Annotated in this window: 18 protein-coding genes and 1 pseudogene; 10 read left to right on the forward strand and 9 right to left on the reverse strand. The window is 64.8% G+C overall.

Features of this window, described 5'->3' with window-relative positions; genetic code table 11:
* Positions 1 to 102: 102 nt before the first annotated feature.
* Both IEY49_RS08780 and IEY49_RS08785 read right to left on the reverse strand, forming a co-directional pair.
* Positions 103 to 546, reverse strand: coding sequence for a response regulator (locus IEY49_RS08780; RefSeq protein WP_189006923.1), 444 nt, complete (start codon positions 544 to 546; stop codon positions 103 to 105).
* 370 nt (positions 547 to 916) lie between these two features.
* Positions 917 to 1,603, reverse strand: coding sequence for a response regulator transcription factor (locus IEY49_RS08785; RefSeq protein WP_012694077.1), 687 nt, complete (start codon positions 1,601 to 1,603; stop codon positions 917 to 919).
* A 358-nt stretch (positions 1,604 to 1,961) separates the two neighbouring features.
* Here IEY49_RS08785 and IEY49_RS08790 point away from each other — a divergent pair, with 358 nt between their 5' ends.
* On the forward strand, positions 1,962 to 3,638 hold the full coding sequence (locus tag IEY49_RS08790) for a ribonuclease J (protein ID WP_189006926.1): 1,677 nt from the start codon (positions 1,962 to 1,964) through the stop codon (positions 3,636 to 3,638).
* A gap of 66 nt (positions 3,639 to 3,704) precedes the next feature.
* Here IEY49_RS08790 and IEY49_RS08795 read toward each other — a convergent pair whose 3' ends face one another.
* On the reverse strand, positions 3,705 to 3,902 hold the full coding sequence (locus IEY49_RS08795; RefSeq protein ID WP_189006929.1) for a hypothetical protein: 198 nt from the start codon (positions 3,900 to 3,902) through the stop codon (positions 3,705 to 3,707).
* Positions 3,903 to 4,047: 145 nt separating this feature from the next.
* Between IEY49_RS08795 and clpP the strand changes: the two genes are divergently transcribed.
* The 3 genes from clpP (at position 4,048) to lon (ending at position 8,427) form a co-directional block, all read left to right on the forward strand.
* The gene (gene clpP / locus IEY49_RS08800; protein WP_229780714.1) at positions 4,048 to 4,659 is read left to right on the forward strand and encodes an ATP-dependent Clp protease proteolytic subunit; all 612 of its coding nucleotides are present in this window, start codon (positions 4,048 to 4,050) and stop codon (positions 4,657 to 4,659) included.
* The gene (clpX, locus tag IEY49_RS08805; protein WP_189006933.1) at positions 4,656 to 5,861 is read left to right on the forward strand and encodes an ATP-dependent Clp protease ATP-binding subunit ClpX; all 1,206 of its coding nucleotides are present in this window, start codon (positions 4,656 to 4,658) and stop codon (positions 5,859 to 5,861) included. The genes clpP and clpX overlap by 4 nt, the downstream gene beginning before the upstream one ends.
* A 133-nt stretch (positions 5,862 to 5,994) precedes the next feature.
* The gene (gene lon / locus IEY49_RS08810) at positions 5,995 to 8,427 is read left to right on the forward strand and encodes an endopeptidase La (protein WP_189006936.1); all 2,433 of its coding nucleotides are present in this window, start codon (positions 5,995 to 5,997) and stop codon (positions 8,425 to 8,427) included.
* Between the two features lie 157 nt (positions 8,428 to 8,584).
* Here lon and IEY49_RS08815 read toward each other — a convergent pair whose 3' ends face one another.
* The 4 genes from IEY49_RS08815 to pgeF form a co-directional block, all read right to left on the reverse strand.
* Positions 8,585 to 9,835 carry a type IV pilus twitching motility protein PilT gene (locus IEY49_RS08815; RefSeq protein ID WP_189006939.1) on the reverse strand — a complete coding sequence of 417 codons (1,251 nt, stop codon included), beginning with the start codon at positions 9,833 to 9,835 and terminating at the stop codon, positions 8,585 to 8,587.
* A gap of 36 nt (positions 9,836 to 9,871) precedes the next feature.
* Positions 9,872 to 12,556 (reverse strand): ATPase, T2SS/T4P/T4SS family, encoded by a 2,685-nt coding sequence (locus IEY49_RS08820; RefSeq protein ID WP_189006942.1) that lies wholly within the window; start codon positions 12,554 to 12,556, stop codon positions 9,872 to 9,874.
* A 77-nt stretch (positions 12,557 to 12,633) separates the two neighbouring features.
* A complete protein-coding gene (locus IEY49_RS08825) occupies positions 12,634 to 13,134 on the reverse strand; it encodes a YqeG family HAD IIIA-type phosphatase (RefSeq protein WP_189006945.1) in 501 nt (166 codons plus the stop codon).
* Positions 13,131 to 13,919, reverse strand: a complete 789-nt coding sequence (gene pgeF / locus IEY49_RS08830; protein ID WP_189006948.1) for a peptidoglycan editing factor PgeF — start codon at positions 13,917 to 13,919, stop codon at positions 13,131 to 13,133. Before pgeF ends, IEY49_RS08825 begins: the two co-directional genes overlap by 4 nt.
* A 118-nt stretch (positions 13,920 to 14,037) precedes the next feature.
* On the opposite strand from pgeF, the gene IEY49_RS08835 reads away from it, so the two are divergent.
* The 3 genes from IEY49_RS08835 (at position 14,038) to IEY49_RS08845 (ending at position 16,215) form a co-directional block, all read left to right on the forward strand.
* The gene (locus tag IEY49_RS08835) at positions 14,038 to 14,820 is read left to right on the forward strand and encodes an enoyl-ACP reductase FabI (RefSeq protein WP_189006951.1); all 783 of its coding nucleotides are present in this window, start codon (positions 14,038 to 14,040) and stop codon (positions 14,818 to 14,820) included.
* 90 nt (positions 14,821 to 14,910) lie between these two features.
* Positions 14,911 to 15,324, forward strand: coding sequence for an isochorismatase family protein (locus tag IEY49_RS08840; RefSeq protein WP_189006954.1), 414 nt, complete (start codon positions 14,911 to 14,913; stop codon positions 15,322 to 15,324).
* 186 nt (positions 15,325 to 15,510) lie between these two features.
* On the forward strand, positions 15,511 to 16,215 hold the full coding sequence (locus tag IEY49_RS08845) for an IclR family transcriptional regulator (RefSeq protein ID WP_189006957.1): 705 nt from the start codon (positions 15,511 to 15,513) through the stop codon (positions 16,213 to 16,215).
* Between the two features lie 12 nt (positions 16,216 to 16,227).
* On the opposite strand, the gene IEY49_RS08850 is transcribed toward IEY49_RS08845, so the two are convergent.
* On the reverse strand, positions 16,228 to 17,922 hold the full coding sequence (locus IEY49_RS08850) for a dynamin family protein (RefSeq protein WP_189006960.1): 1,695 nt from the start codon (positions 17,920 to 17,922) through the stop codon (positions 16,228 to 16,230).
* Positions 17,923 to 18,050: 128 nt separating this feature from the next.
* On the opposite strand from IEY49_RS08850, the gene IEY49_RS08855 reads away from it, so the two are divergent.
* Entirely contained in the window at positions 18,051 to 18,941 is an 891-nt protein-coding gene (locus IEY49_RS08855; protein ID WP_189006963.1) for an acyltransferase, read from the forward strand.
* A 71-nt stretch (positions 18,942 to 19,012) separates the two neighbouring features.
* On the opposite strand, the gene IEY49_RS08860 is transcribed toward IEY49_RS08855, so the two are convergent.
* On the reverse strand, positions 19,013 to 19,693 hold the full coding sequence (locus IEY49_RS08860) for a metal-dependent hydrolase (RefSeq protein WP_189006965.1): 681 nt from the start codon (positions 19,691 to 19,693) through the stop codon (positions 19,013 to 19,015).
* Positions 19,694 to 19,821: 128 nt separating this feature from the next.
* Here IEY49_RS08860 and cdaA point away from each other — a divergent pair.
* Positions 19,822 to 20,676 (forward strand): annotated as a pseudogene (cdaA, locus tag IEY49_RS08865) (diadenylate cyclase CdaA).
* A complete protein-coding gene (locus tag IEY49_RS08870; protein ID WP_373291879.1) occupies positions 20,673 to 21,728 on the forward strand; it encodes a CdaR family protein in 1,056 nt (351 codons plus the stop codon). Before cdaA ends, IEY49_RS08870 begins: the two are co-directional and overlap by 4 nt.
* Positions 21,729 to 21,876: the final 148 nt, after the last annotated feature.

Raw genomic sequence — 21,876 nt, forward strand, 5'->3', positions numbered from 1 at the left:
GCGCCCCTGGTCAGCCGACAGGCCTTGACTGACACACGTTGCCAGACAAAGCAGCGCCCCCACAACACTGGGGGCGCTGCTTTGTCTGGCTGTACGGCAGTATCAGGCACGGGGTGGAAAGCGCACAAAGGTCAGCCAGAAGTGCTCGAAGGCCCGCATGGCGCTCAGGAAGTTCTCGAACCCCACCGGCTTGACCACATATCCACTGGCGTGACGCAGATATGAGTTGCGCACATCTTCCTCTGCCTGCGAGGTCGTGAGCATGACCACCGGGATGCTGCTCAGTTCTGGGTCTGCCTTGATCTCCTCCAGCACTTCCAGACCGTTCTTGCGGGGCATGTTGATATCCATCAGGATCACGTCGGGTCTGGGAGCGCCTGAGTATTCACCTTCACGCCTCAGGAACCGCAGGGCCTCCACGCCGTCGCGTGCCACGTGCATATGGTTGGGGACGCTGGCGTCCTCAAAGGCTTCCAGTGTCAACAGCACGTCGGGCTCGTTGTCCTCGACAAGCAGAATTTCAATGTGTGGCTGCAGTTCAGTCATACGTAGAAGGAGGGCGTTGCCGCCAGGAGGGTGAAGCAGGTACCGCTTCACTGCTCAGACGCGGAGCCCGGCCACAAACGGTCTCCGTGATGCCCCACGATATTACGGCAGATCGGCAGCTTGATACCATCGTTCCTGAACATATCAAGCTGACACCGGTCCCGGAGCAAGCTAAAGGTCTATTTACAGAAGCCAGGCGTCTGGCACCTGTCTCCGACCCTCACCGTGCCTCAGGGCGTGCCGCCGACCAGATGCTCCGGAGTCCTTCGGGTTCTGCTGCAGGTGGCAGGGAGATCAGGCGGGTACCGTAGGGCCCTGTCTCTGTTCCTGGAGGATCACGTCATCACGTCAGACGACTGGGAAGGCCAGGTCAGCCGCGCAGCGCGTACCCTACACCGCGAACGGTCCGGAGCAGACCGTAGCCGTCGAGGTCACGCAGCTTGGCCCGCAGATTGGCCATGTGAACATCCACCACGTTGCTGCCTTCCGGAAGACGGCCCTGCCAGATTTCCTGGCCGATCTCCTGGCGGGAGTACACCCGGCCTGGCTGGCGGATCAGCAGGGCAAGAATGTCAAATTCCTTGGGCGACAGGCGCAATTCTTCGGCCTTGTAGGTGACCAGGCGCTTTTGCGGATCCAGGGTCAGGTCACCCATGCTGAGGCTTTCGGTGATGCGCTGGCGCAGCTGAACCTTCACGCGGGCCAGCAGCTCGTCAGGATGAAAGGGCTTGATCAGGTAGTCGTCGGCGCCCAGACCCAGCAGCCGGACCTTCTCGTCTACGGTGTCACGGGCAGTCAGAACGATGATTGGCACGGCGCTGTTCTTGCGCAGGCGCTGCACCACGTCACCGCCATCAAAGTCCGGCAGGCCCAGGTCGAGCAGAATCAGGTCAGGGTGTTCCTCACGGGCCTTGATCAGGCCATTCATGGCGGAGTCGGCATGTTCGACGGTGTACCCGGCATCTCCTAGGTCCATCTTCAGGACATTGGCAATATCGAGGTCATCCTCAATGACAAGAATGCGTTGGGAAGTCACGCCTGCATCATAAGCGTTCATGAAGGCAGCATGACCACGAAAAGCCCGGTGCAGGGCGCAGCCGGCCATCAGGGTGGAACAGAAAACAGAAAAAACGCCGTACAGGTCGAAGAGTTTAGAGTCTTACACTCTCCAGCATGCTGTCCAGCAGCACCTGCACAGGCTGGGCCTCAGCCCGCTGGAGATGACGTGAAAGGGTTCACGCGCGGCCGGGACCGTGTGCTAGCCTGAGGCTATCGCGTTCAGGTTCCGCCGTCTGTTTCCCAGACTGGCCGCGCCGGACGACAAAACCGCACGCATGGCCGCCGATGCGGGGGCCGCAAGCCTCTCATCACAACGCATGGCCCCCGCATTGGGCCCCCGCGAAATGGAGTTCCAGATGACCAAAGCGACGAACGACGCGCCCGCCGACCAGAGCGCCACGCCTTACCTGGAAGTGATGCCGCTGGGCGGCATGGGCGAGATTGGCAAGAACATCACGGTCTACCGCTATGGCGACGAGATCATGGTGGTGGACGGCGGCCTGGCCTTTCCGGATGCCTACCAGGTCGGTATCGACCTGATCGTTCCACGCATCGATTACCTGCAGCAGAACGCCGAGCTGATCAAGGGCTGGATTCTGACGCACGGCCACGAGGACCACATCGGCGGCCTGCCGTACATCCTGCCCCGCCTGCCCAGGGTGCCGGTCTACGGCGCGCCGCTGACCCTGGGTCTGGTCCGCGAGAAGCTGGCCGAGTTCGGTCTTAAGGACGGCGATATCGACCTGCGTGAAGCGGACACCAACGCCAAGGTGAAGATCGGCACGCACTTCGGAGTCGAATTCATCCGCATGACGCATTCCATTCCGGACAACACCGGCTACATCCTGACCACTCCGGTGGGACAGGTACTGCACACCGGAGACTTCAAGCTCGATGAGGAGCCCAGCGACGGGCAGCTTTCGGACCTAGGCCGCATCGAGCAGGCTGGCAAGGAAGGCGTCCTGCTGCTGATCAGTGACTCCACCAACGCCGAGCGGCCGGGGCGGACCGCCAGTGAGGCGGAGGTCGCCCGCAACCTGGAAAGTGTGATTGCCAACTGCAAGGGCCGGGTGTTCATGACCACCTTCGCCTCGAACGTGCACCGGATCCAGAACGTGATCAACATCGCGCACCGCCAGAGCCGCCGCGTGGTCATGGAAGGCCGCAGCATGCTGAAGTACGCCCAGGTGTCCCAGGGGCTGGGGTACATGGAACTGCCCGAGCCGTTCCTGACCAACGACGAGGTCGGCACCCTGCAGGACCAGCAGGTGCTGTACGTCTGCACCGGCTCGCAGGGCCAGCCCATGAGTGTGCTTTCGCGTCTGGCCTTTGGCAACCACGCCAAGATCGCCCTGCGGCGCGGCGACAGCGTGATCCTGTCCAGCAACCCCATTCCCGGCAACGAGGAAGCGGTCAATCTGGTGATCAACCGCCTGTACGAACTGGGCGTGGACGTGTACTATCCGCCCACCTACCGGGTACACGCCTCCGGACACGGATCTCAGGAGGAACTGGCCACGGTGCTCAACCTGGCACGACCCAAGTTCTTCCTGCCCTGGCACGGTGAGCCCCGTCACCAGATCAACCATGCCAAGCTGGCCCAGACCCTCCCCCGACCGCCCAAGCGCACGCTGATCGCCCGCAACGGCGACGTGGTCCGGCTCGGCCCTGACGAATTCAAGGTGACGGGCACGGTGCCCGCAGGCGCCGTCTATGTGGACGGCCTGGGAGTCGGCGACGTCAGTGACGACGTGCTGCTCGACCGCGTGAACATGAGTCAGGAGGGCCTGATCATCATGACGGCGGTGCTGCAGCCTACCCCCCACGTGGAGATCGTCTCCCGCGGTTTCGTGCGCCCCAACCGCGAGCTTGACGCCCAGATCCGCCGGGTGGCGCTCGAAGCCGTCGAAACCGGCATGCGCGAAAAGAAGCGCCTGGAAGACGTGCGTGACGACATGTACGGCGCCGTCAGGCGCTTCGTGCGGAAGGTGACCGGACGCAACCCCGTGCTGATCCCCATGATCGTGGATTGAGACATATCAATGAACCAGCAAGGGGGCCAGGAGCAGTCACTCCTGGCCCCCTTGCTGATCCCGAGGTCAGTCCTCGATGATGGTGGTGGTCGTGGTGGTCGTCTCGGTCACTTCTGGAGCTGGCCGGACCGGCACTTCCTGATGAACCTCGCGGTGCTCGGTATGGGTGTGGGTCTCGGTGCCGCCGATGGTGCCGGAGGAGTGGGACTCCTTAACCTCAGTCGTTTCGGACCGTGAAACAATGGTGTCGTCTCTTCCTGTCATGCCTGACCTCCTGTCATTGAAATGGACCTTCAGGGTAGACGAGCAGGCTGAGGAAAGCGGGCAGCATTAATTATTCGGCAAGTGCAGCGGGTCACCCCGCTTCAGCGCGGTCTTGCCCACCTTCCTCCCACCGACCCATGCGATAATGCCGCCCATGAGCGTTATTCCCTACGTGATCGAGCAGACCGGACGCGGCGAGCGGATGTATGACATCTACTCGCGGCTGCTGAAAGACCGGATTATTTTCGTGGGGACTCCCATTGAATCCCAGATGGCCAACACCATCGTCGCGCAGCTGCTGCTGCTCGACTCGCAGAACCCCGAACAGGAAATCCAGATGTACATCAACTGCCCCGGCGGCGAGGTCTACGCCGGGCTGGCCATCTACGACACCATGCGCTATATCAAGGCACCTGTGTCGACCATCTGCGTAGGCATCGCCATGAGCATGGGCAGCGTCCTGCTGATGGCCGGCGACAAGGGCAAACGCATGGCCCTGCCCAACAGCCGGATCATGATTCACCAGGGCTCGGCGGGCTTCCGCGGCAACACCCCGGACCTGGAAGTGCAGGCCAAGGAAGTGCTGCACCTGCGTGACAAGCTGGTCGAGATTTACCATAGGCACACCGACATCCCGCACGAGAAGCTGATGCGCGATATGGAGCGCGACTACTTCATGTCGCCGGAAGAGGCCATGCGTTATGGCCTGATCGATAGCGTCATCGAGAACACCCGGGAACTGGGAGGCGAGCAATGACCAAGGGAGGGGACCGCTGCTCCTTTTGTGGGCGGCAACATCCACAGATCGCGCAGCTGATCGAAGCGCCAGGGCGCGCGGCGTTTATCTGCAACGAATGCACCGAGCGCGCCAGCGAACTGGTCAAGCAGAACAAGAAGACCGGAGGCGACTTCCGCATTGAGGAGCTGCCCAGCCCCAAGGAAATCAAGGCTTACCTGGACGATTTCGTGATCGGTCAGGACGAGGCGAAAAAAGCTCTGGCAGTCGCGGTGGTCAGCCACTACCAGCGTCTGGCGCACCCTGACGTCAACCTGCAGAAAAGCAACATCCTGCTGATCGGCCCGACCGGCACCGGCAAGACCCTGCTGGCCCAGAGCTTGGCGGAGATGCTGGAAGTGCCGTTCGCCATTGCCGACGCCACCACCCTGACCGAAGCCGGCTACGTGGGCGACGACGTGGAAAACGTGATCGTGCGTCTGCTGCAGGCCGCCGAGTATGACGTGGCCGCCGCCGAGCGCGGGATCATCTACATCGACGAGATCGACAAGATTGCCCGCAAGTCCGAGGGCACCAGCATCACCCGCGACGTGTCCGGCGAGGGTGTGCAACAGGCCCTGCTGAAGATCATCGAAGGCACGGTCGCGCAGGTGCCTCCGCAGGGCGGCCGCAAGCACCCGCAACAGGAACTGGTGCAGGTCAACACCAAGAACATCCTATTCATCGTAGGCGGCGCCTTCGAGAGCATGGGTGAGATTGCCCGCGCCCGTACCAATGTCCGCGCCGTGGGCTTCGGCGCCGAGCACAAGGGCGACGAGAAAGAAGAGTTGCGCTTCCTGCCTGAGGACCTGGTCAAGTTCGGCCTGATTCCAGAGTTCGTGGGCCGTCTGCCGCTGGTGGTGCAGTTGCAGGACCTCGACGAAGAGGCGCTGGTGCGCATCCTGACCGAGCCGCAGGGCGCGATCATCAAGCAGTACCAGGCGCTTTTCGGCTTCCAGGACGTGAACCTGGAGTTCACCGACGCCGCCTTGCGCGAGGTAGCCCACCGCGCCCGCGAACGCAAGACCGGTGCCCGTGGCCTGCGTGCGGTACTGGAAAAGGCCATGACTGACCTGCTGTTCGAACTTCCCATGGAAGGCCTGAAAGAACTGCGCTTCGACGCCGAGAACATCGACCGGCCGATGAGTGTCCTTGAGTCTAAGGGACTCAAGAAGTCTGCCTGATAGCAACGTAAATTACAGCACCCTGCGCCCCGGCTCCCTAGAATCTCTGGACACTTCGGGCGGGGGTGTTGTCTTTTATATCCTCGCGGTACACTCAAACATTCCCGCCTAAGCGCGGTCTCAAGGAGCAAGCATGATCTGGGAACTTCCCGTAGTTGCACTGAGAAACATCGTGATCGTGCCCGGCGTCACCATGAATGTGGACGTAGGGCGGCCCAAAAGCAAGCGTGCGGTCGACGAGGCCCAGGCCTCGGACCGCCGGGTGTTGCTGCTGACCCAGCGCGACGCCCGTACCGATGATCCCACCCTGAATGAGTTGTATGACATGGGTGTCCTGGGGGTCGTCAAGCAGGTCGTCCGCATGCCCGACAACACCTATCAGGTGCTGGTCGAGGCCCAGGAGCGTGCCCGCGTAGAGGGAGAGGTGCCCAGCGCCTACCTGCGCGTGCGCGCCGAGACGCAGCCGACTCCTGCCGACGAGAGCCGTGAAGTGGTCGTGCTGGCGGGTGAGGTCAAGTCGGCTTTTGAGGAGTATCAGCGCCAGAACAAGAATCTGCGCCTGGACAACTACCAGCTTGAAGGCCTCAAGGCCCTGACCGACACCGGCGCCCTGGCGGATCAGGTGGCCCACCACGCCACCTGGACCCCGGAAGAGAAGCAGGAAGTGCTCTCGGCCACCGCCCTACGCGGACGTCTCGAAGCGGTCCTGAAGTTCCTGACCCGTGACACCGAGCGCTTCAACATGGACAAGAAGATCGCTGGCCGCGTCAAAGAACAGATGGACGCCAACCAGCGCGAGTACTATCTGCGCGAGCAGATGAAGGCCATCGGCAAGGAGCTCGGCGGCGGCGAGGATGGCCCGGCCGAGGTTGAGGCCCTGCGCGAGAAGATCGAGGCCGCCGGCATGCCCGAGTCGATCAAGGAAAAGGCGCTCAAGGAACTGCAGCGCCTGGAGCGTACACCCGGCGGCAGCCCCGAGAGCACCGTGGTCCGTAACTACATCGACTGGCTGGTGGACGTGCCCTGGAGCAAACGCGACGAGGAGATCCTTGACATCACCCGCACGCGCGACATCCTGGACAGCGACCACTACGCTCTGAGCGACGTCAAGGACCGCATCCTGGAATTCCTGGCCGTTCGCCAGCTGACCCACCAGCCCGGTGAGACCGAGGAGCAGCGCCGGGAGCGTAGTGCTGAGGAACGCACCGACGACGCCGAACTGCGCGCACCGATTCTGTGCCTGGTAGGCCCTCCCGGTGTGGGCAAGACCTCGCTGGGCAAGAGCGTGGCCCGCAGCCTGAACCGCAAGTTCGTGCGCATGGCGCTGGGCGGCGTGCGTGACGAGAGCGAGATCCGTGGTCACCGCCGCACCTACATCGGTTCGATGCCCGGACGCATCATCCAGGGCATGAAGACCGCCGGCGTGATCAACCCGGTAATGTTGCTTGACGAGATCGACAAGATGAGCAGCGACTGGCGCGGCGATCCCAGCAGCGCCATGCTGGAAGTGCTCGACCCCGAGCAGAATCACACCTTCCAGGACCACTATCTGGAAGTCCCTTACGACCTGTCGCAGGTGATGTTCATCACGACGGCCAACAGCCTGCAGACCATCCCCCGCCCGCTGCTTGACCGGATGGAGGTCATCCAGATTCCCGGGTACACCCAGCCGGAGAAGGTCGAGATTGCCCGGCGCTACCGTGTTCCCCGTCAGATTAAGTCGCACGGTCTGACTGACCGGGTGGAAATCACCGACGCGGCGCTCAACCGCATTGTCGAGGAATACACTGCCGAGAGCGGCGTGCGCAACCTGGACCGTCAGATCAGCAAGCTGGCCCGCAAGGCCGCCCGCGAACTGCTGGAAAAACCCTGGGAAGGCCTGAAGGTCATTGATGCCGCGCAGATCCCCGATTTCCTGGGCGTGCCGCTGCACCGACCCGACCGCATGGAGAAAGAACCCCAGGTAGGCGTGGCTCAGGGCCTGGCCTGGACCAGCGTGGGCGGCACCATGCTGCTGGTCGAGGCGCTGGCCACTCCCGGCACTGGCAAGATCAGCATGACCGGCTCACTGGGCGACGTGATGAAGGAAAGCGTGGGTGCGGCGGTGGCCTACCTGCGGGCCCACGCCCATAAGTACGGCGCCGACCCCGAGTTCCACAAGAACCTGGACCTGCACGTGCACTTCCCCGACGGCGCTACCCCCAAGGACGGCCCCAGCGCTGGCATCACGATCGCCACTGCGGTAATCAGCGCGGTGACCGGACGCCCGGTGCGGATGGACGTGGCCATGACCGGCGAGATCAGCCTGCGCGGCCGGGTGCTGCCGATCGGCGGCGTGAAGGAGAAGCTGCTGGCGGCCCACCAGGGCGGTATCCGCGAGGTCATCATTCCCAAGGACAACGAGCCTCACCTGCAGGAAGTGCCTGAAAGTATCCGCGGCGAACTGAAGATTCACGCCGTCGAGCGGGTCGGTGAGGTGCTGGACCTGCTGCTGCTGCCCAAGACCGAGGCCGAGCAGCCCAGCATTCCGCCCGTGCAGGGCAAGATCAACCAGCCCGGCGCATAACCTGTTTAAAAAGCTAAGCCGCCCCCACTTCGGTGGGGGCGGCTCGCCTATGAGTGGCTATGCAGTTCACTTCTCTGGAGCCTGTTTGGAACAGGAGCGTAGCGCCAAGGTGGCTTCACGGCGCAGCGCTCATCCCCCACTTTTCTCTTACCAGCACTCAGCGGCGGCCGAATGGGTTACTGCTGCCGCCGGATGTGGCGGCGACGCCGCCCCGCCCTGTATCTCCGCCCCGGCCCGCTGCCGTGCCCGAAGCTGCTGCGGCTGGCGCCGGCGCAAAGGCGCCGGGCCCCGTGCCACCGGGGACACCGAGGCTGGCGGCCATGCCGGTGCTGGCGTTCGGATCGTTGGCCAGCCGGGCAAATTCCTTGGCGTCCACGGCGCGCTCGCTGCCCACGTCGAAGCTGATCATGCGGCGGCGGTACAGGTTGGCCAGGAAGGCGTCCATGGTGACCATGCCTTCGCGTGCGCCGGTCTGCATCACGCTGGTGATCTGGAAGGTCTTGCCCTCACGGATCAGGGCCCGCACGGCCGGGTTGGCAATCAGCAGCTCGTAGGCCAGGATGCGCCCGGCGCCGTCCAGGCGTGGCAGCAGCTGCTGGGTCATGACCGCCACCAGGTTGTTGGCCAGCTGCACGCGGATCTGCTCCTGCTGCTCTTCAGGAAACACGTCCACGATACGGTCGATCGATTCGGGCGCTGAGTTGGTGTGCAGCGTGCCCATCACCAGGTGCCCCGTTTCGGCAGCAGTCACAGCCGCCTTGATCGTCTCGTAATCACGCATTTCGCCCACCAGAATCACGTCGGGGGCCTGACGCAGCACCGCGCGCAGCGCCGCCTCGAAGTCCATGGTATCGGTGCCCACCTCACGCTGGTTGATGATGCTCTGCTTGTGCGTGTGCATGAACTCGATGGGGTCCTCGATGGTCATGATGTGCATCTTCTTGGTGGTATTGATGTAATCGATCATGGCCGCCAGCGTGGTGCTCTTGCCCGAGCCCGTCGGACCGGTGACCAGCACCAGACCACGCGGCGCGTTGGCGATGTCGATCACCTGCTGCGGCAGTCCCATCTCCTGTGCGCTCTTGATCTTGGTGGGAATCAGACGCATCACGCCGCCCACATTGCCGCGCTGCATAAAGGCGTTCACACGGAAGCGCGCCTTTTCTCCCAGGGCGAAGGAGAAGTCCAGCTCGCGCTTTTCCTCGAAGGTCCGCTGCTGCTTCTCGTTCATCATCGAGTACATCAGCTTGCGGGTCTCGGTGGCGGGCAGTTCAGCAAAGCCCTGGGAGTCGTACACGCCGTGCAGCTTGAACTGCGGGGGCAGACCGACGGTCAGGATCACGTCGGACGCGCCTTTCTCGGCGGCGAAACGCAGGATATCGGTGATGTCAACAGATGCTTGTGTCATGGCAAACCTCTACAAAGGGAGTGGGGAGCGGAGGGCTTAGCTGCTGGTGACGGCCAGAACTTCTTCCAGGGTGGTGATGCCGTAGAGGGCCTTGTCGATTCCATCCTGACGCAGGGTTTTCATGCCGCTGTACTCGACGGCCACGTCCCGGATCTCGGAGGCGTTCTTGCCCCCGCCGATGGCGCGGCGGATCGGGTCGTCAATAACCATCAGTTCGTGAATGCCGGTCCGGCCCTTGTAGCCGGTGCCGCCACAGCGGTTGCAGCCGGCGCCGCGCATCAGCTGGGCGCCGCGGATGTCGTCCTCGGTGATGCCCAGACGCCGCAGCACATCCGGGTCGGCGTTGGTGGGCGCCTTGCACTCGGGGCACACCCGGCGCACCAGACGCTGCGCGAGCACCCCGACCACCGACGCGCCGATGTTGAAGTGCTCTACGCCCATCTCCTCCAGGCGGGTAATGGCACCCGGCGCGTCGTTGGTGTGCAGGGTGGCCAGCACCAGGTGGCCGGTCAGGGCCGCCTCCACGGCGATCTTGGCCGTCTCGCCGTCACGGATTTCCCCCACGAAGATGATGTCCGGGTCCTGACGCAGGAAGGCGCGCAGCGCCCGGGCGAAGGTCATGCCCGCCACCGGGTTGACCTGCGACTGCACGATGCCGGGAATCTCGTACTCCACCGGGTCCTCGATGGTGGTGGTGTTCTTCTCGGGCTTGGCGATGCGCTTGAGGGTGCTGAAGCTGGTAAAGGACTTGCCCGAGCCGGTCGGTCCGGTTACCAGGAAGATGCCGTTGGGCTTCTGGATCACGTCTATGTAGCGCTGCATGTTGTACTCGGAAAAGCCCAGGTTTTCCACTTCGGGAATGTTGCTGGCTTTTTGCAGCAGACGCATTACGGCCTTCTCGCCGTACACGGTGGGCAGCGTGGACAGACGCAGGTCGATATCGATACTGCCCTTCTTGAAGCGCACGCGCCCGTCCTGCGGCACGCGGCGCTCGGAAATGTCGAGGTTGCCCATGATCTTGATACGGGCCAGGATGCTCTGAGAGCTGCCTCTGGGCAGTTCCGACTGCTCGCGCAGCACGCCGTCCACGCGGTAGCGCACCCGCAACGAGGTCTCGGTGGGCTCGATGTGGATGTCGCTGGCTTCCTGCAGCGCCGCCTCACGGATCAGGTTGTCCACGACGCGCACCACGGCGTTGTCGTCCAGCCCGGCCGAGAGGTCCACGTCGTCATTGCGCTTGGATTCGCGCTCGCGCTTGTTGGATTCCTGCACCAGCTTCTGGTTCAGGTCGGCCATGTCGCGGTTGCCGTAGTAGCGCTCGATCAGGCGGGTGATGTCCTTCTCGGCCATCACGGCCGGAATCACCTCTCGCCCGGTGATGAGCTTCAGGTCGTCGAGCGCAAACACGTTGCGCGGGTCTTTCATGGCCACGACCAGCGACTCGCCCTGGAAGCGCACCGGAATCACGCCGTAACGCCTCGCGGTGGGTTCGGGGACCAGCGCAGCCACCCCGGCGTCCGGTGGATTCTGAACCGGGTCGAGGAACTCGTAGCCCAGCTGCGCGGCCAGGGAGCGTGCCAGCATCTCAGGGCTGAGCTTGCCGGACTGCACCAGGGTGTCTTCCAGGCGACCACCACCGGAGTTCTGTTTCTGCAGGGCACTGTCAATTTCGTCGGTGCCGGCGAACCCCAGTTCCAGGATCACCTCGCCCAGGGGTTTGACCTTGCCCTCGCGCGCCTGCACGTTGAGCGCCTCACGCAGCTGTGCGCGCGAGAGCAGCCCCTGCTGGACCATCTGCTCACCCAGCCGACCACGCTGCGGGTAGAAGCGCTCGATCAATGTGTCCACGTCGCTGGGGCGGGCCAGGACCAGTTGCACGCTGCGGCCCACCAGGGCCTCGATGTCCTCGCGTTTGCGCGGGTCGCTGGTCACGACCGTCACACCCTGCGCGCCCTCGTCTACCGGAACGGCATTCAGGCGCAGGGCGTCGGCGCGCAGCATGCTGCCCAGCACATCCTCCGACGGGTTGAACGCGGCGGTGCTGGTCATGAAGGGCACGCCGATCTGATCGGCCAGCGTCTCGTACAACTGCTGCTCGGTGATGGCCTTCTGGGTCACCAGCGTAATGCCGAGTGGCTCTCCGGTCTGCTGCTGGGCGTCGAGCGCCTGCTGCAACTGCAGGTCCGTGATCATGCCGCGTGAGACCAGCCGCTGGCCCAGCATGCCCCCGCCGCTGTTGCCCGACTCGGGCAGATCGTCTGGGGAGACGGCCGAGAGGTTCAGCTCGGGGTAATGCGTGGCGATGGCCCACATGATCTGATCGCGCATGGCCTGGTAGGGCTCGATGTTGAGGTTGCTGTCGTCTTCCAGGGCCTCGATGGCCACGCTGGACAGCGGGTCCACGATGGCCACCCGCAGCGTGCCGCCTTCCACGGCAAAGGGAAACGCCTGATGGGTCAGGGCCGTCTGCGCCCGGATCATGCGCAGGGCCTCGGGGTCCGGGGTCACGACCAGCAGGTTGACCAGCGGCAGGCCCAGGGCCTCTTCGATGGCGCGGGCAATCCGTTTTTCGCCCACCACGCCCGTGTCGATCAGGACGTCCGCCAGCCGGCCACCCACCTCGGCGTGACGCACCAGAACCTTTTGCAGATCGGTGTCGTTCACGTACCCCTGTTCAAGCAGGATGGCACCGAGCCTCCGGTCACCTATTGAGAGAGCCATGCTGTTCCTCCATATGTCGTGTTAGGGGTAAGAGTACGAGATTCATATTCGTGCAGCCCCGCGGGGCGCAGGCGGGCTCAGGGATTCCAGTCATGGCCGTAGCGCCTCAATACGGCGCGTTCCAGGGTGCGGGCCGCGCGGGTGTGCGGCAGGGCGTTGTCGATCAGCGGACGGACCAGCACGGTGTGCAGGCCACAGAGGTTGCCACCCAGCACGTCCGTAAACAGCTGGTCTCCCACCATGCCGACCTGGGTGGGCGGCAGTTGAAGCTGAGTCAGGGCGCGGCGGTAGGCCCGGGGGTTGGGCTTGCCGGCCATGCCGACTCCCGCGAACCCCAGTTTGTCCAGCCAGAAGGCCGCACGCCGGCCCGTAGCGTTGCTCAGCAGATACAGGCGGATCCCGGCCTGACGCAGTTCGCTGGCCCAGCGCACCATGTCGTGAACCTCGTCGTAACTGCCGTAGGGCACCAGAGTGTTGTCCAGGTCCAGCAGCAGCCCACGCAGGCCGCGCGCCGCCAGGAACTCGGGGGTGATCTGCGTGATGTGGTCGATCACGTCGTTGGGCCGCAGCAGGCTCATGCCGGCACCTCTCCGGGCTGGGCGCGCCCGATCACAGCCCACATCCGGCCGGTGCGGCCCGCGTCCCGACGGTAGGAATAGAAGTCTTCCTCGGTCGAGCAGCGTCCGCTGAGCCATACGTTGCCTTCGGGAACGCCAGCTTCACGCAGCACACTCCGGTTGGCCGCCGCGAGGTCCAGGTGCACACGCCCCTCGTTCGGCAGGACCGCGTGGCCCAGACCAGCCTGCTGAAACTGCCCGGCCACATCTGGGCTGACCTCGTACCGCGCCCCGCAGATGCCCGGTCCCACAGCCACCTTCAGGCGTTCGGGCGCTGCCCCCAGCCGGGTCATGGCCTGCACGGTGTGCGCGGCAATTCGCCCCAGCGTGCCCTTCCAGCCCGCGTGGGCCGCACCGATCACGCCTGCCTGGGGATCTTCGAACAGAATCGGGTAGCAGTCCGCCGTACCGATGGCCAGCAGCACCCCAGCCCGGTCGGTGACCAGGGCGTCGCCGGTCCACAGGCCAGGACCCTGGGCGGTGATGACGTCGGTACCGTGAACCTGGGTCAGGCGGGCATAGGAGGCCGGGGAAAAGCCGAGGGCCGCACTGAGGCGTCGGCGATTTTCCTCGACCGCCCGGGAGTCGTCTTCCCGGTCGTCGAGGTTCAGACCGCCGCTGGCAGCAGCGCCGCGCGGAGCACCGAAGACACCCGTCGATACTCCACCTGCGCGCGTGGTGAACGCGTGCGGCGCCGTGAGATGAGGAGCGCGGAGCAGCATCAGGACTTCAGTATCGGCGCTCATGTCTTCCCCGATTCTGACTGCTGATCATGAGGTCCGGGGTGAAGAGAGACCAGCATGCAGCCGGGCAGCTTGCACCGGCTTCAGCCATCTGGTGGCCCACGCTGCTAGAGTCTCGGGCATGAGTGTGAGCGTTGACCTTTCCGGCAAGACGGCCCTGGTAATGGGCGTGGCCAATTCCCGCAGCCTGGGCTGGGCCATTGCCGAGCAGTTGCTCAAAGCCGGAGCCCGCGTGGGCTTTTCCTACCAGGGCGAGAGGTTGCAGGGTGAGCTCCAGAAGCTGACAGCAGGCCACGAGAACACCTGGATCCAGCAGGCCGACGCGACCAGCGAGGAAGATATGACAGCTCTCTTCGCCCGGGTCAAAGACGAGTTTGGACACCTGGATATCCTGGTGCACTCGATTGCGTATGCGCCGCGCGCTTCCATGGAAGGCCGCTTCCTCGACACCACCCCCGAAGACTGGAACACGGCCCTGACTGTCAGTGCCTACACGCTGGTGTCGGCCGCACGTCACGCTGAGCCGATGCTCCGAAAGGGCTCGAGCATCGTGAGCCTGACCTACCACGCCTCGCAGCAGGTGGTTCCCAAATACAACGTGATGGGCGTGGCCAAGGCCGCACTGGAAGCCGCCACCCGCTACCTGGCTGCTGATTTCGGCGAACGCGAGATCCGCATCAACACCATCAGCGCGGGCCCCATGCGCACCATCGCGGCGCGCAGCATTCCCGGCTTCGGCGGGCTGTACGACAAGGGCGCGCGTAACGCGGCGTTTGGCCGCAACGCCACCCCGGAAGAGGTCGGCAAGCTGGCCCTGTTTCTGCTCTCGGACCTGGGCACTGGCGTCACCGGGCAGACGGTCTATGTGGACGCTGGCCTGAGCATCATGACTGTCAAGGAGTAAGGGCAGGCCCATGACAAGGCGGCCTGGGTGCAACTCCACCCAGGCCGCCTGCTTTATGGCGGTCCCCTCAGCCCGGCTATGATCAGGGGCATGAACCGGACGGCCACGGCACTCCTGCTCCTGAACGCGCAGCGTCATTACCTAGAAGACCAGCCGGATGAGCCAGCGCTGTCACGGGCCTGGCGGGCCCAGGTCCAGGCCGCGCGTGAAGCCGGGCACCTGCTGGTGTTCGTGCAGTGGGACGGACACGAGGGCACCTCAGGCGAAACCTTCACCCGGGGCTGGGTCATCCACCCTGATCTGCGCGCCGAGGCGGGTGACCTGCGGGTGCGGGCCACCTCCCCGGACGCGTTCGATGGCAGCGGACTCGACACCCTGCTGCGAAGCCTGGGGGTTCAGGTGGTGGAGCTGCTGGCCCTGCCGGGCAGCGAGGAGGGCGAGGTCACCACCCGCAGTGCACAGGCTCTGGGTTACACCGTCAATCTGGTGCTGAGCCAAGCCTGACAGCGGTATTCCGTTGCGCCAACGGGAGGAGCGCACTTCCGTCTATTTCCCTTCAACCAGTTACTCGCTCCGCTTGTCCCACAGCAGTTGAGGGTTTCGACTGTCCCCTGCTGTAGTGCCCACCATGAGGGTCAGGTGGATAGACGGGCGGTGTACTTTCCCGGCTTGTCTGGGTAAGCTGGACACGTGCTGTCCCTGCAAAAGGCCGCGAATATCCTCGGTGCCTTCAGTGCCGAACAACCCGAGTGGGGTGTGCGTGCCCTGGCTGCGCACCTGCAGGTGCCGCGTGCCACGGCCCATGCCTACCTGGCCGGCCTGACGGACGCGGGGTTTCTGCGCCGCACGCCCGCCGGCAAATACCGCCTGTCGTGGCATCTGGCAGAAATGGGCGCGCAGCTGACCGCCGCCCTGCCCTGGTTTCCCGAGGCCCGCGCGCTGATTACCCGGCTGGCGCTGGAAGTGCAGTCGGTGGCCTTCCTGTGCGTTCTTGAAGGCGAGAATATCGTGGCTGCCATTCGCGAGCGGCATCCGGACGCCGACATCGACATGCCACTGGACATCTACCTTCCGGCCACGGCGACGTCAAGCGGCAAGATTCTGTATGCCCACCTGGACCTGCAGCCGCGCAGCTTCGTGGCCTGCACCCAGAGCAGCATCACCACCCTGGACGAATGGCGCACTGAAGTCGCGCGGGTCAAACGGCTGGGGTACGCCTACAGCATCGAGGAATGGATTCCCGGCCAGTGCACGCTGGGCGTGCCGTATTACCACGCCGACGGTGTGGTCGCGGCGATCGGAGTGCAGATGAGCGCCCAGCGCTATCTGCGCGAGGAAGCCATCATCCGGCAGCGGGTGCTGGACATCGTGCACGAAGCCGAGCTGCTGGGCTGACGCAGTCAGGCGTCAGCCCAGCGCCTTAACGTCTGCCTGCAGCGATTCCAGCCGGGCGCGCAGTTCGGCAGCGCGGGTCTGGGCGGCGGCCAGACGCACCTGCTCCTGCTCGGTAAAACGGGTGTAGGGGCTGATCGCGTCGCGCAGGCGCGAGTCGGCACGCTCCTGCTCGCGTTCGTATTCGCGCCGGACGATCTGCTCCAGGGCCAGGCGCAGGTCACTGACCTTCTGCCGCAGCTGCCGGTGGGCCTGCAGGCGCTTGTTGGGCAGCACGAACAGACCCAGGCTGCCCAGCGTCAGGCCCGCCAGGATGCCGCCGGTAAAATCCAGGGCCGTGGCTCCGATCAGGGCGCCGACGCCGGCCCCGATGCCGATTCCACCGGCCAGACCACCCACCGCGCCCTTCATGGCGTCCTCGGCGTCGCGGGAAAGCTGCCGGCCGAGTTCCTGCTCGGTCGTGTTTTCCAGGTGATCCCGCGCCGAGCCGGCGATGCCCTCCAGCAGCGCGCCACGGTCGTAAGAAAAGCGGGTCCGCGCCACCTCATTACTGGGCTGGCGGCGAATCAGGAAGGCCTGGACATCCTCCCAGAAATGCAGGTTGGCCTCGACAAACCGGTCGATCATGTTGCCGAACTGCCGGTCGATGGCGTCTGGCAGGTCGCCAACCGCCTCACGCCGGAACTCGTCCTCGATGGCGCGGCTGTTGATCAGGCCGCGCAGGTTGGAAAACCGCAGCTTGTCGTCAATGAAGCGGTCGGCCCGCACCTCGAATTCGCTCAGCAATCGCCCAATGCGGTTGAGCTGCCCGTCGAGTTCCCCCAGCATGGTTTCACGGTGGTGTTCGCGCTGGGCTTCCAGGTCGCGAAGGACACTCAGGTCCTCGGTCAGGGTCCGGCGCGCGGCGTCGGCGCGGGCCTCCTCGCCGCTCAGCAGTTCTCCGGTCGTAGCCAGGGGATTGGCCAGTTTCAGGCGGGTGCGCTCGGTTTCCGAGAGCCGCATCTTCAGAATTTCACGCAGGGCATGGAAGCCTGGGTCACCGCCACGCTGCTCACCGCGTGCACTGATCATCAGCACCGGCGGGGTCAACCCCAGCACGCCGCGCGCGCCGTTTTCCACGAACTCACGGACCTGTCCCTTCTGCTCCGGGGTCTCCAGCAGGTCGGCCTTGTTGACCACCATGATCACCTGCCGGCCCCAGCGGGCTGCCAGGGACAGGAACTGCCGCTCGGACTCGGTAAAGGGCCGGTCGGCACTGGTCAGGAACAGCACCAGGTCCGCTCGGGGCAGGAAGCCTTCGGTAAGCGCCTGATGCTGGCGGATAATCGCGTTGGTCCCGGGCGTATCCACCAGCGCCACCCCTTCGAGACTGGGCAGCGGGTAGGTCAGCCGGCTGACGAAAGGGTCACGCGTGGGCTCCATCTGTCCGGGTTGCTCTCCGTGCACCAGCACATAGATGCGGTCGGTGGTGGGCGTGACGCCCTCAGGGAGAACCTGGGCACCCAGCAGCGCGTTGACGAAGCTGCTCTTGCCGGCATTGAACTCCCCGACCACGACCAGCAGAAAGGTTTCGTCCAGCGCGCGCGCGGCGGTTCGGGCATGGTCCATCACCTCGGGCGGGGCGCCGTGCACCTCCAGAAAGGCCTGCACGTCGCTCAGCAGCGCCCGTTCACGGGAAAGTAGGTCCTGCACGCGGTCAGAGACGAGCATATGCCCCTCAGCGTACCTGTGCCGGGCCCGCGCGGCCTTAGCCTTTCGTGCACGCAAGGGGCAGCTACACCCCAGGACGGCTAATCATGTCGCTTTATTTTTTACAGTATTAGGCTAAAGTGAAACCTATGACGTGGCTCAAGCCTGTACAAATAGACACGGGCGCGCAGGCGACCTTCAACGAGTTCCTGCGGGACCTGGAGGCCCGGCTCCTCGACCCCGCCACGGACCGCCACATGCTGACCCGCGATCTGCTGGCCCAGACGATGTATGCCCGCAGCTACCCTGACCTGCTGGCCGACGCGCCGCTGGCGGCCCTGAACCTCGACCCCCGCAACGTGACCTTTGAAGCCGAGTACTACATGGCCACGGACGCCGAAAAATTTGCAGCCGTCAAGCCACTGCTGTGGCTGTGGAAGAACCTCGACCTGACGCCGCTGGGCCAGAATCCGGTGACCGGCATTCCGGTGCGCCGCCTGCTGGCCGAGCGGATCTTCAGGCGGGTGGGCCGCAACTTCAAGTGCTGGCAGAATGTGGAGTTCAGCGTCGGGTACAACATGGAAGTTGGGGACGATGTCGTCGTTCACCGCCACGTGCTGCTCGACGACATCGGCGGCATCGAACTGCACGACGGAGCCAGCATCAGCGACTACGTGAACGTCTACAGCCACACCCACAGTGTGCTCGACGGCCCGGACGTGACCCTGCGCCGGACCGTGATCGGCCGCGGCGCACGCATCACGTACCACAGCACCATCCTGGCCGGCAGCGTGGTCAGCGACGACGCCATGCTGGCCACGCACGCCCTGCTGCGCGGCGACATTCCGCCGCACGGCATCGCCATGGGCCTCCCCGCCCGCACCACCCGCTACAAGATCCGCCCCAAGCTGGACGTTCACGTTGACGCCCGCACCCATCCTCACGACGCTGGTCGCAAGGCCAACCCACAGTTTCCCGATCCCACCCCCAACCAGACCCGCACGACGGCAGAGGCTGATCTGGTGACCAGCGAGCGCTGAAGCGATCTGGCCCGATCCTGTTCCAGAACGATGGACCCGGCAAATGGCCGGGTCCACTTTTTGCAGGTGGCCTACAGCTCTGTGGTGTCCCCCGGGCTGAGGACGCGCACATCGACCCCCTGCGCCTGTCCCTCGCGGGCAAAGACCTGGGGGTCACCGGTCAGGGGCGGGAAGGTCGCGTAGTGCATGGGGATGGCCACGCGGGGGCGCAGCAGTTCCAGACAGCGCGCCGCTTCTTCCGGGCCCATCGTGAAATGGTCGCCGATAGGCAGAATTGCGGCGTCCAGCCCCCGGTCGCCGATCAGCCGCATGTCACTGAACAGACAGGTGTCGCCAGCATGGTAGAGGCGCTTGTCCCCCATCTCGACCACAAGACCGGTGGGCATCCCGCCGTAGGTGCCGTCTGGAAAGGAGCTGCTATGCCACGCCGGCGTCAGCGTCACGCTGCCCCACTCAGCCCGGTAGGTGCCGCCGATGTTCATACCCACGGCCTGCGCTGCCCCGTGCTGCTGGGCGTAACCGCCGATTTCAGCCGTCCCGATCACGGGTATACCCGCGCGGCCAAAGTCCAGGGCGTTACCCCAGTGGTCCCCGTGCGCATGGCTGATCAGCACGGCGTCCACTTGCCACGACAGCGCCTCGTCCAGCGTGACCGGGCACAGGGGGTTGCCCTGTAGAAAGGGATCAATCAGCACACGGTGATTACCGGCCTGCAACAGGAATGCGCTCTGGCCCAGAAAACGAATCTGCATGTCATCCTCCTTGGTTCTTCAGTCTCAGGAGGCAAGTTTAACGGTTGGTCAGGTTGCAGACCGTATAGTAGGCGCGCGTCAATCCATTTCCCCGTCTTGTTGCATTGAAAAGGAGTCTTTTCCGCCCCATGCTCACACCGTTCGGTCAGGTCAATGTCCAGGATGTTCTGGACATGCTCCTGGTCGCGTTCCTGGTGTATCAGGGCTATCTGCTGGTGGTCGGCACCCGGGCGGTGAACGTGCTGCGCGGCATCCTGGTGTTTGCCGGGGTCTGGTTGGTGGCCGAGGTCATGGGCCTGACCACCCTGAGTTATCTGCTCAGCCGAGCCGGCACGGTAGGCCTGTTCGCGCTGGTGGTGCTGTTTCAGCCGGAGCTGCGCGCCGCGCTGGAGCGGGTCGGGCGCCCGCGTGGGCGCGACGTGGCCGAGGGTGGGGTGGTGCTGCAGGATCTGGCGCGGGCCATGGAGCGCCTTGCCGAGCGCAAGACCGGCGCGCTGATTGCCATCTAGCGCAAGACGCCACTGGGCGAATACGCCGCGACGGGGGTGCGGCTCGACGCGATGGTCAGTGTGCCGTTTCTCGAAGCGCTGTTCGCCCGCAATGCCCCCCTGCATGATGGTGGCGTCATTCTGCAAAGCTCGCGGGTGGTGGCCGCCGGGTGTCTGTTTCCGCTGCAGTCCAGTGACGGCACCTACCGCCGCTACGGTACACGCCACCGCGCGGCCATCGGTCTGTCCGAATTGACCGACGCGGTGGTGCTGGTGGTCAGTGAGGAGCGGGGCAGCATGCGGATTGCCCTGGCCGGGCAGCTGGGACCTGACCTCAACGGCACCGAGTTGCGCGAGCAGCTGCGCACCCTGGTCTACGACCGTCAGGTGCCGGTGAGCCGCCTGGACCGGATATCTGATGAGGCTGCTCCGGTCATGGCACCTGAGCCGGGCAGCCCCACTTCCACTGACGCTCAGCCCCGGGAGCGGGCGTGAGGGGGCCGGGCGGACCGGAGCTGCACTGGGCCCGGGTGCGGCGCTGGATGGAGCCCCGCTATATCACGACCCGCGCCCTGCACAACCTGCCGCAGAAGCTGCTGGCCATGCTGATCTCGGTGGCACTGTGGCTGGTGGCTACCGCCGACCGGCGGGTGAATGTGGAGCAGGGCTATGACGTTCCGGTCACGGTGCGTGACACCACCGGCGGGCGCGGCACCCGGGCCACCAGCGCCCTGAACCCGGCCACGGTTCGCGTCACGCTGTCCGGGCGGCCAGAACGGCTGCGGCAGCTGAATGCCAAGAACATCGAAGCGACAGTGGACGTGACGGGGGTGCCTGAAGGCAGCTTTACACGCCCGGTGCAGATCTCGGCCCCCACTGAAACCACACTGACCCGTCAGGACCCGGACAAGGTGCAGGGCTTCGTGGACACCCAGTTGACCCGCACCCTTCCAGTGACCCTGGGCGTGGCCACTCCCGCGGAATCGAGCCTGCCCCGCTATACCGTTTCTCCCGCCGAGGCCAGTGTGAGCGGTCCTGGCCGGGTCGTGGGCACTGTCAGCCAGGTGGTGACCAGTCCCTCGGTGATTCCAGCTGGTGCCGAACGGGAACTTCCCCTGATTGCCCTCGACGCCCAGGGGCGGCCGGTCCAGGGCCTGATGATGCAGCCCTCCACAGTCACAGTCCGCCGCCTGGACACGGGCGATCTGCCAGTCAAGAGCCTCCCGGTCATGCTGGACCCGCCGCCTGCGGGCCTGAAAGTCACATCGTCCAGTGTGCAGCCCAGCAATGTCCGTCTGGTCGCGGCCCCAGAACTGCTTTCCCGCCTGCGTGAGGTAGCAGGCTCGGTCACTTACCGTCCCGGAACCTACACCGCGCCGGTGACCCTGCGGCTGCCCGCTGGCGCCCAGGCCCTGGAGGAGGTCACGGTACGGCTGACGGTCGTGACCGCCCGTCCCGTGGCAGTCCCTGCCACACCAGCAGCCCCCGCTGCGCGCGAACCCGGCACGGCGCCCACACCTCCACCGGCCCGCCCCCCCGCACCCTGAAGCAGGCCTGTTCATTTCATTAGTGATGCATCAGACGGCTGGCCGGGCCATGAGCGTATACTCTGCTTATGATGTGGGGCAGCGGCCACATAAGCGCGTGACGACCGAGGTGCTGTCTCCTGAACACAGCCTGCTGGACTGGCTGGTA

The sequence above is a fragment of the Deinococcus malanensis genome, from assembly GCF_014647655.1.
In the GTDB taxonomy this organism is placed as follows: domain Bacteria; phylum Deinococcota; class Deinococci; order Deinococcales; family Deinococcaceae; genus Deinococcus; species Deinococcus malanensis.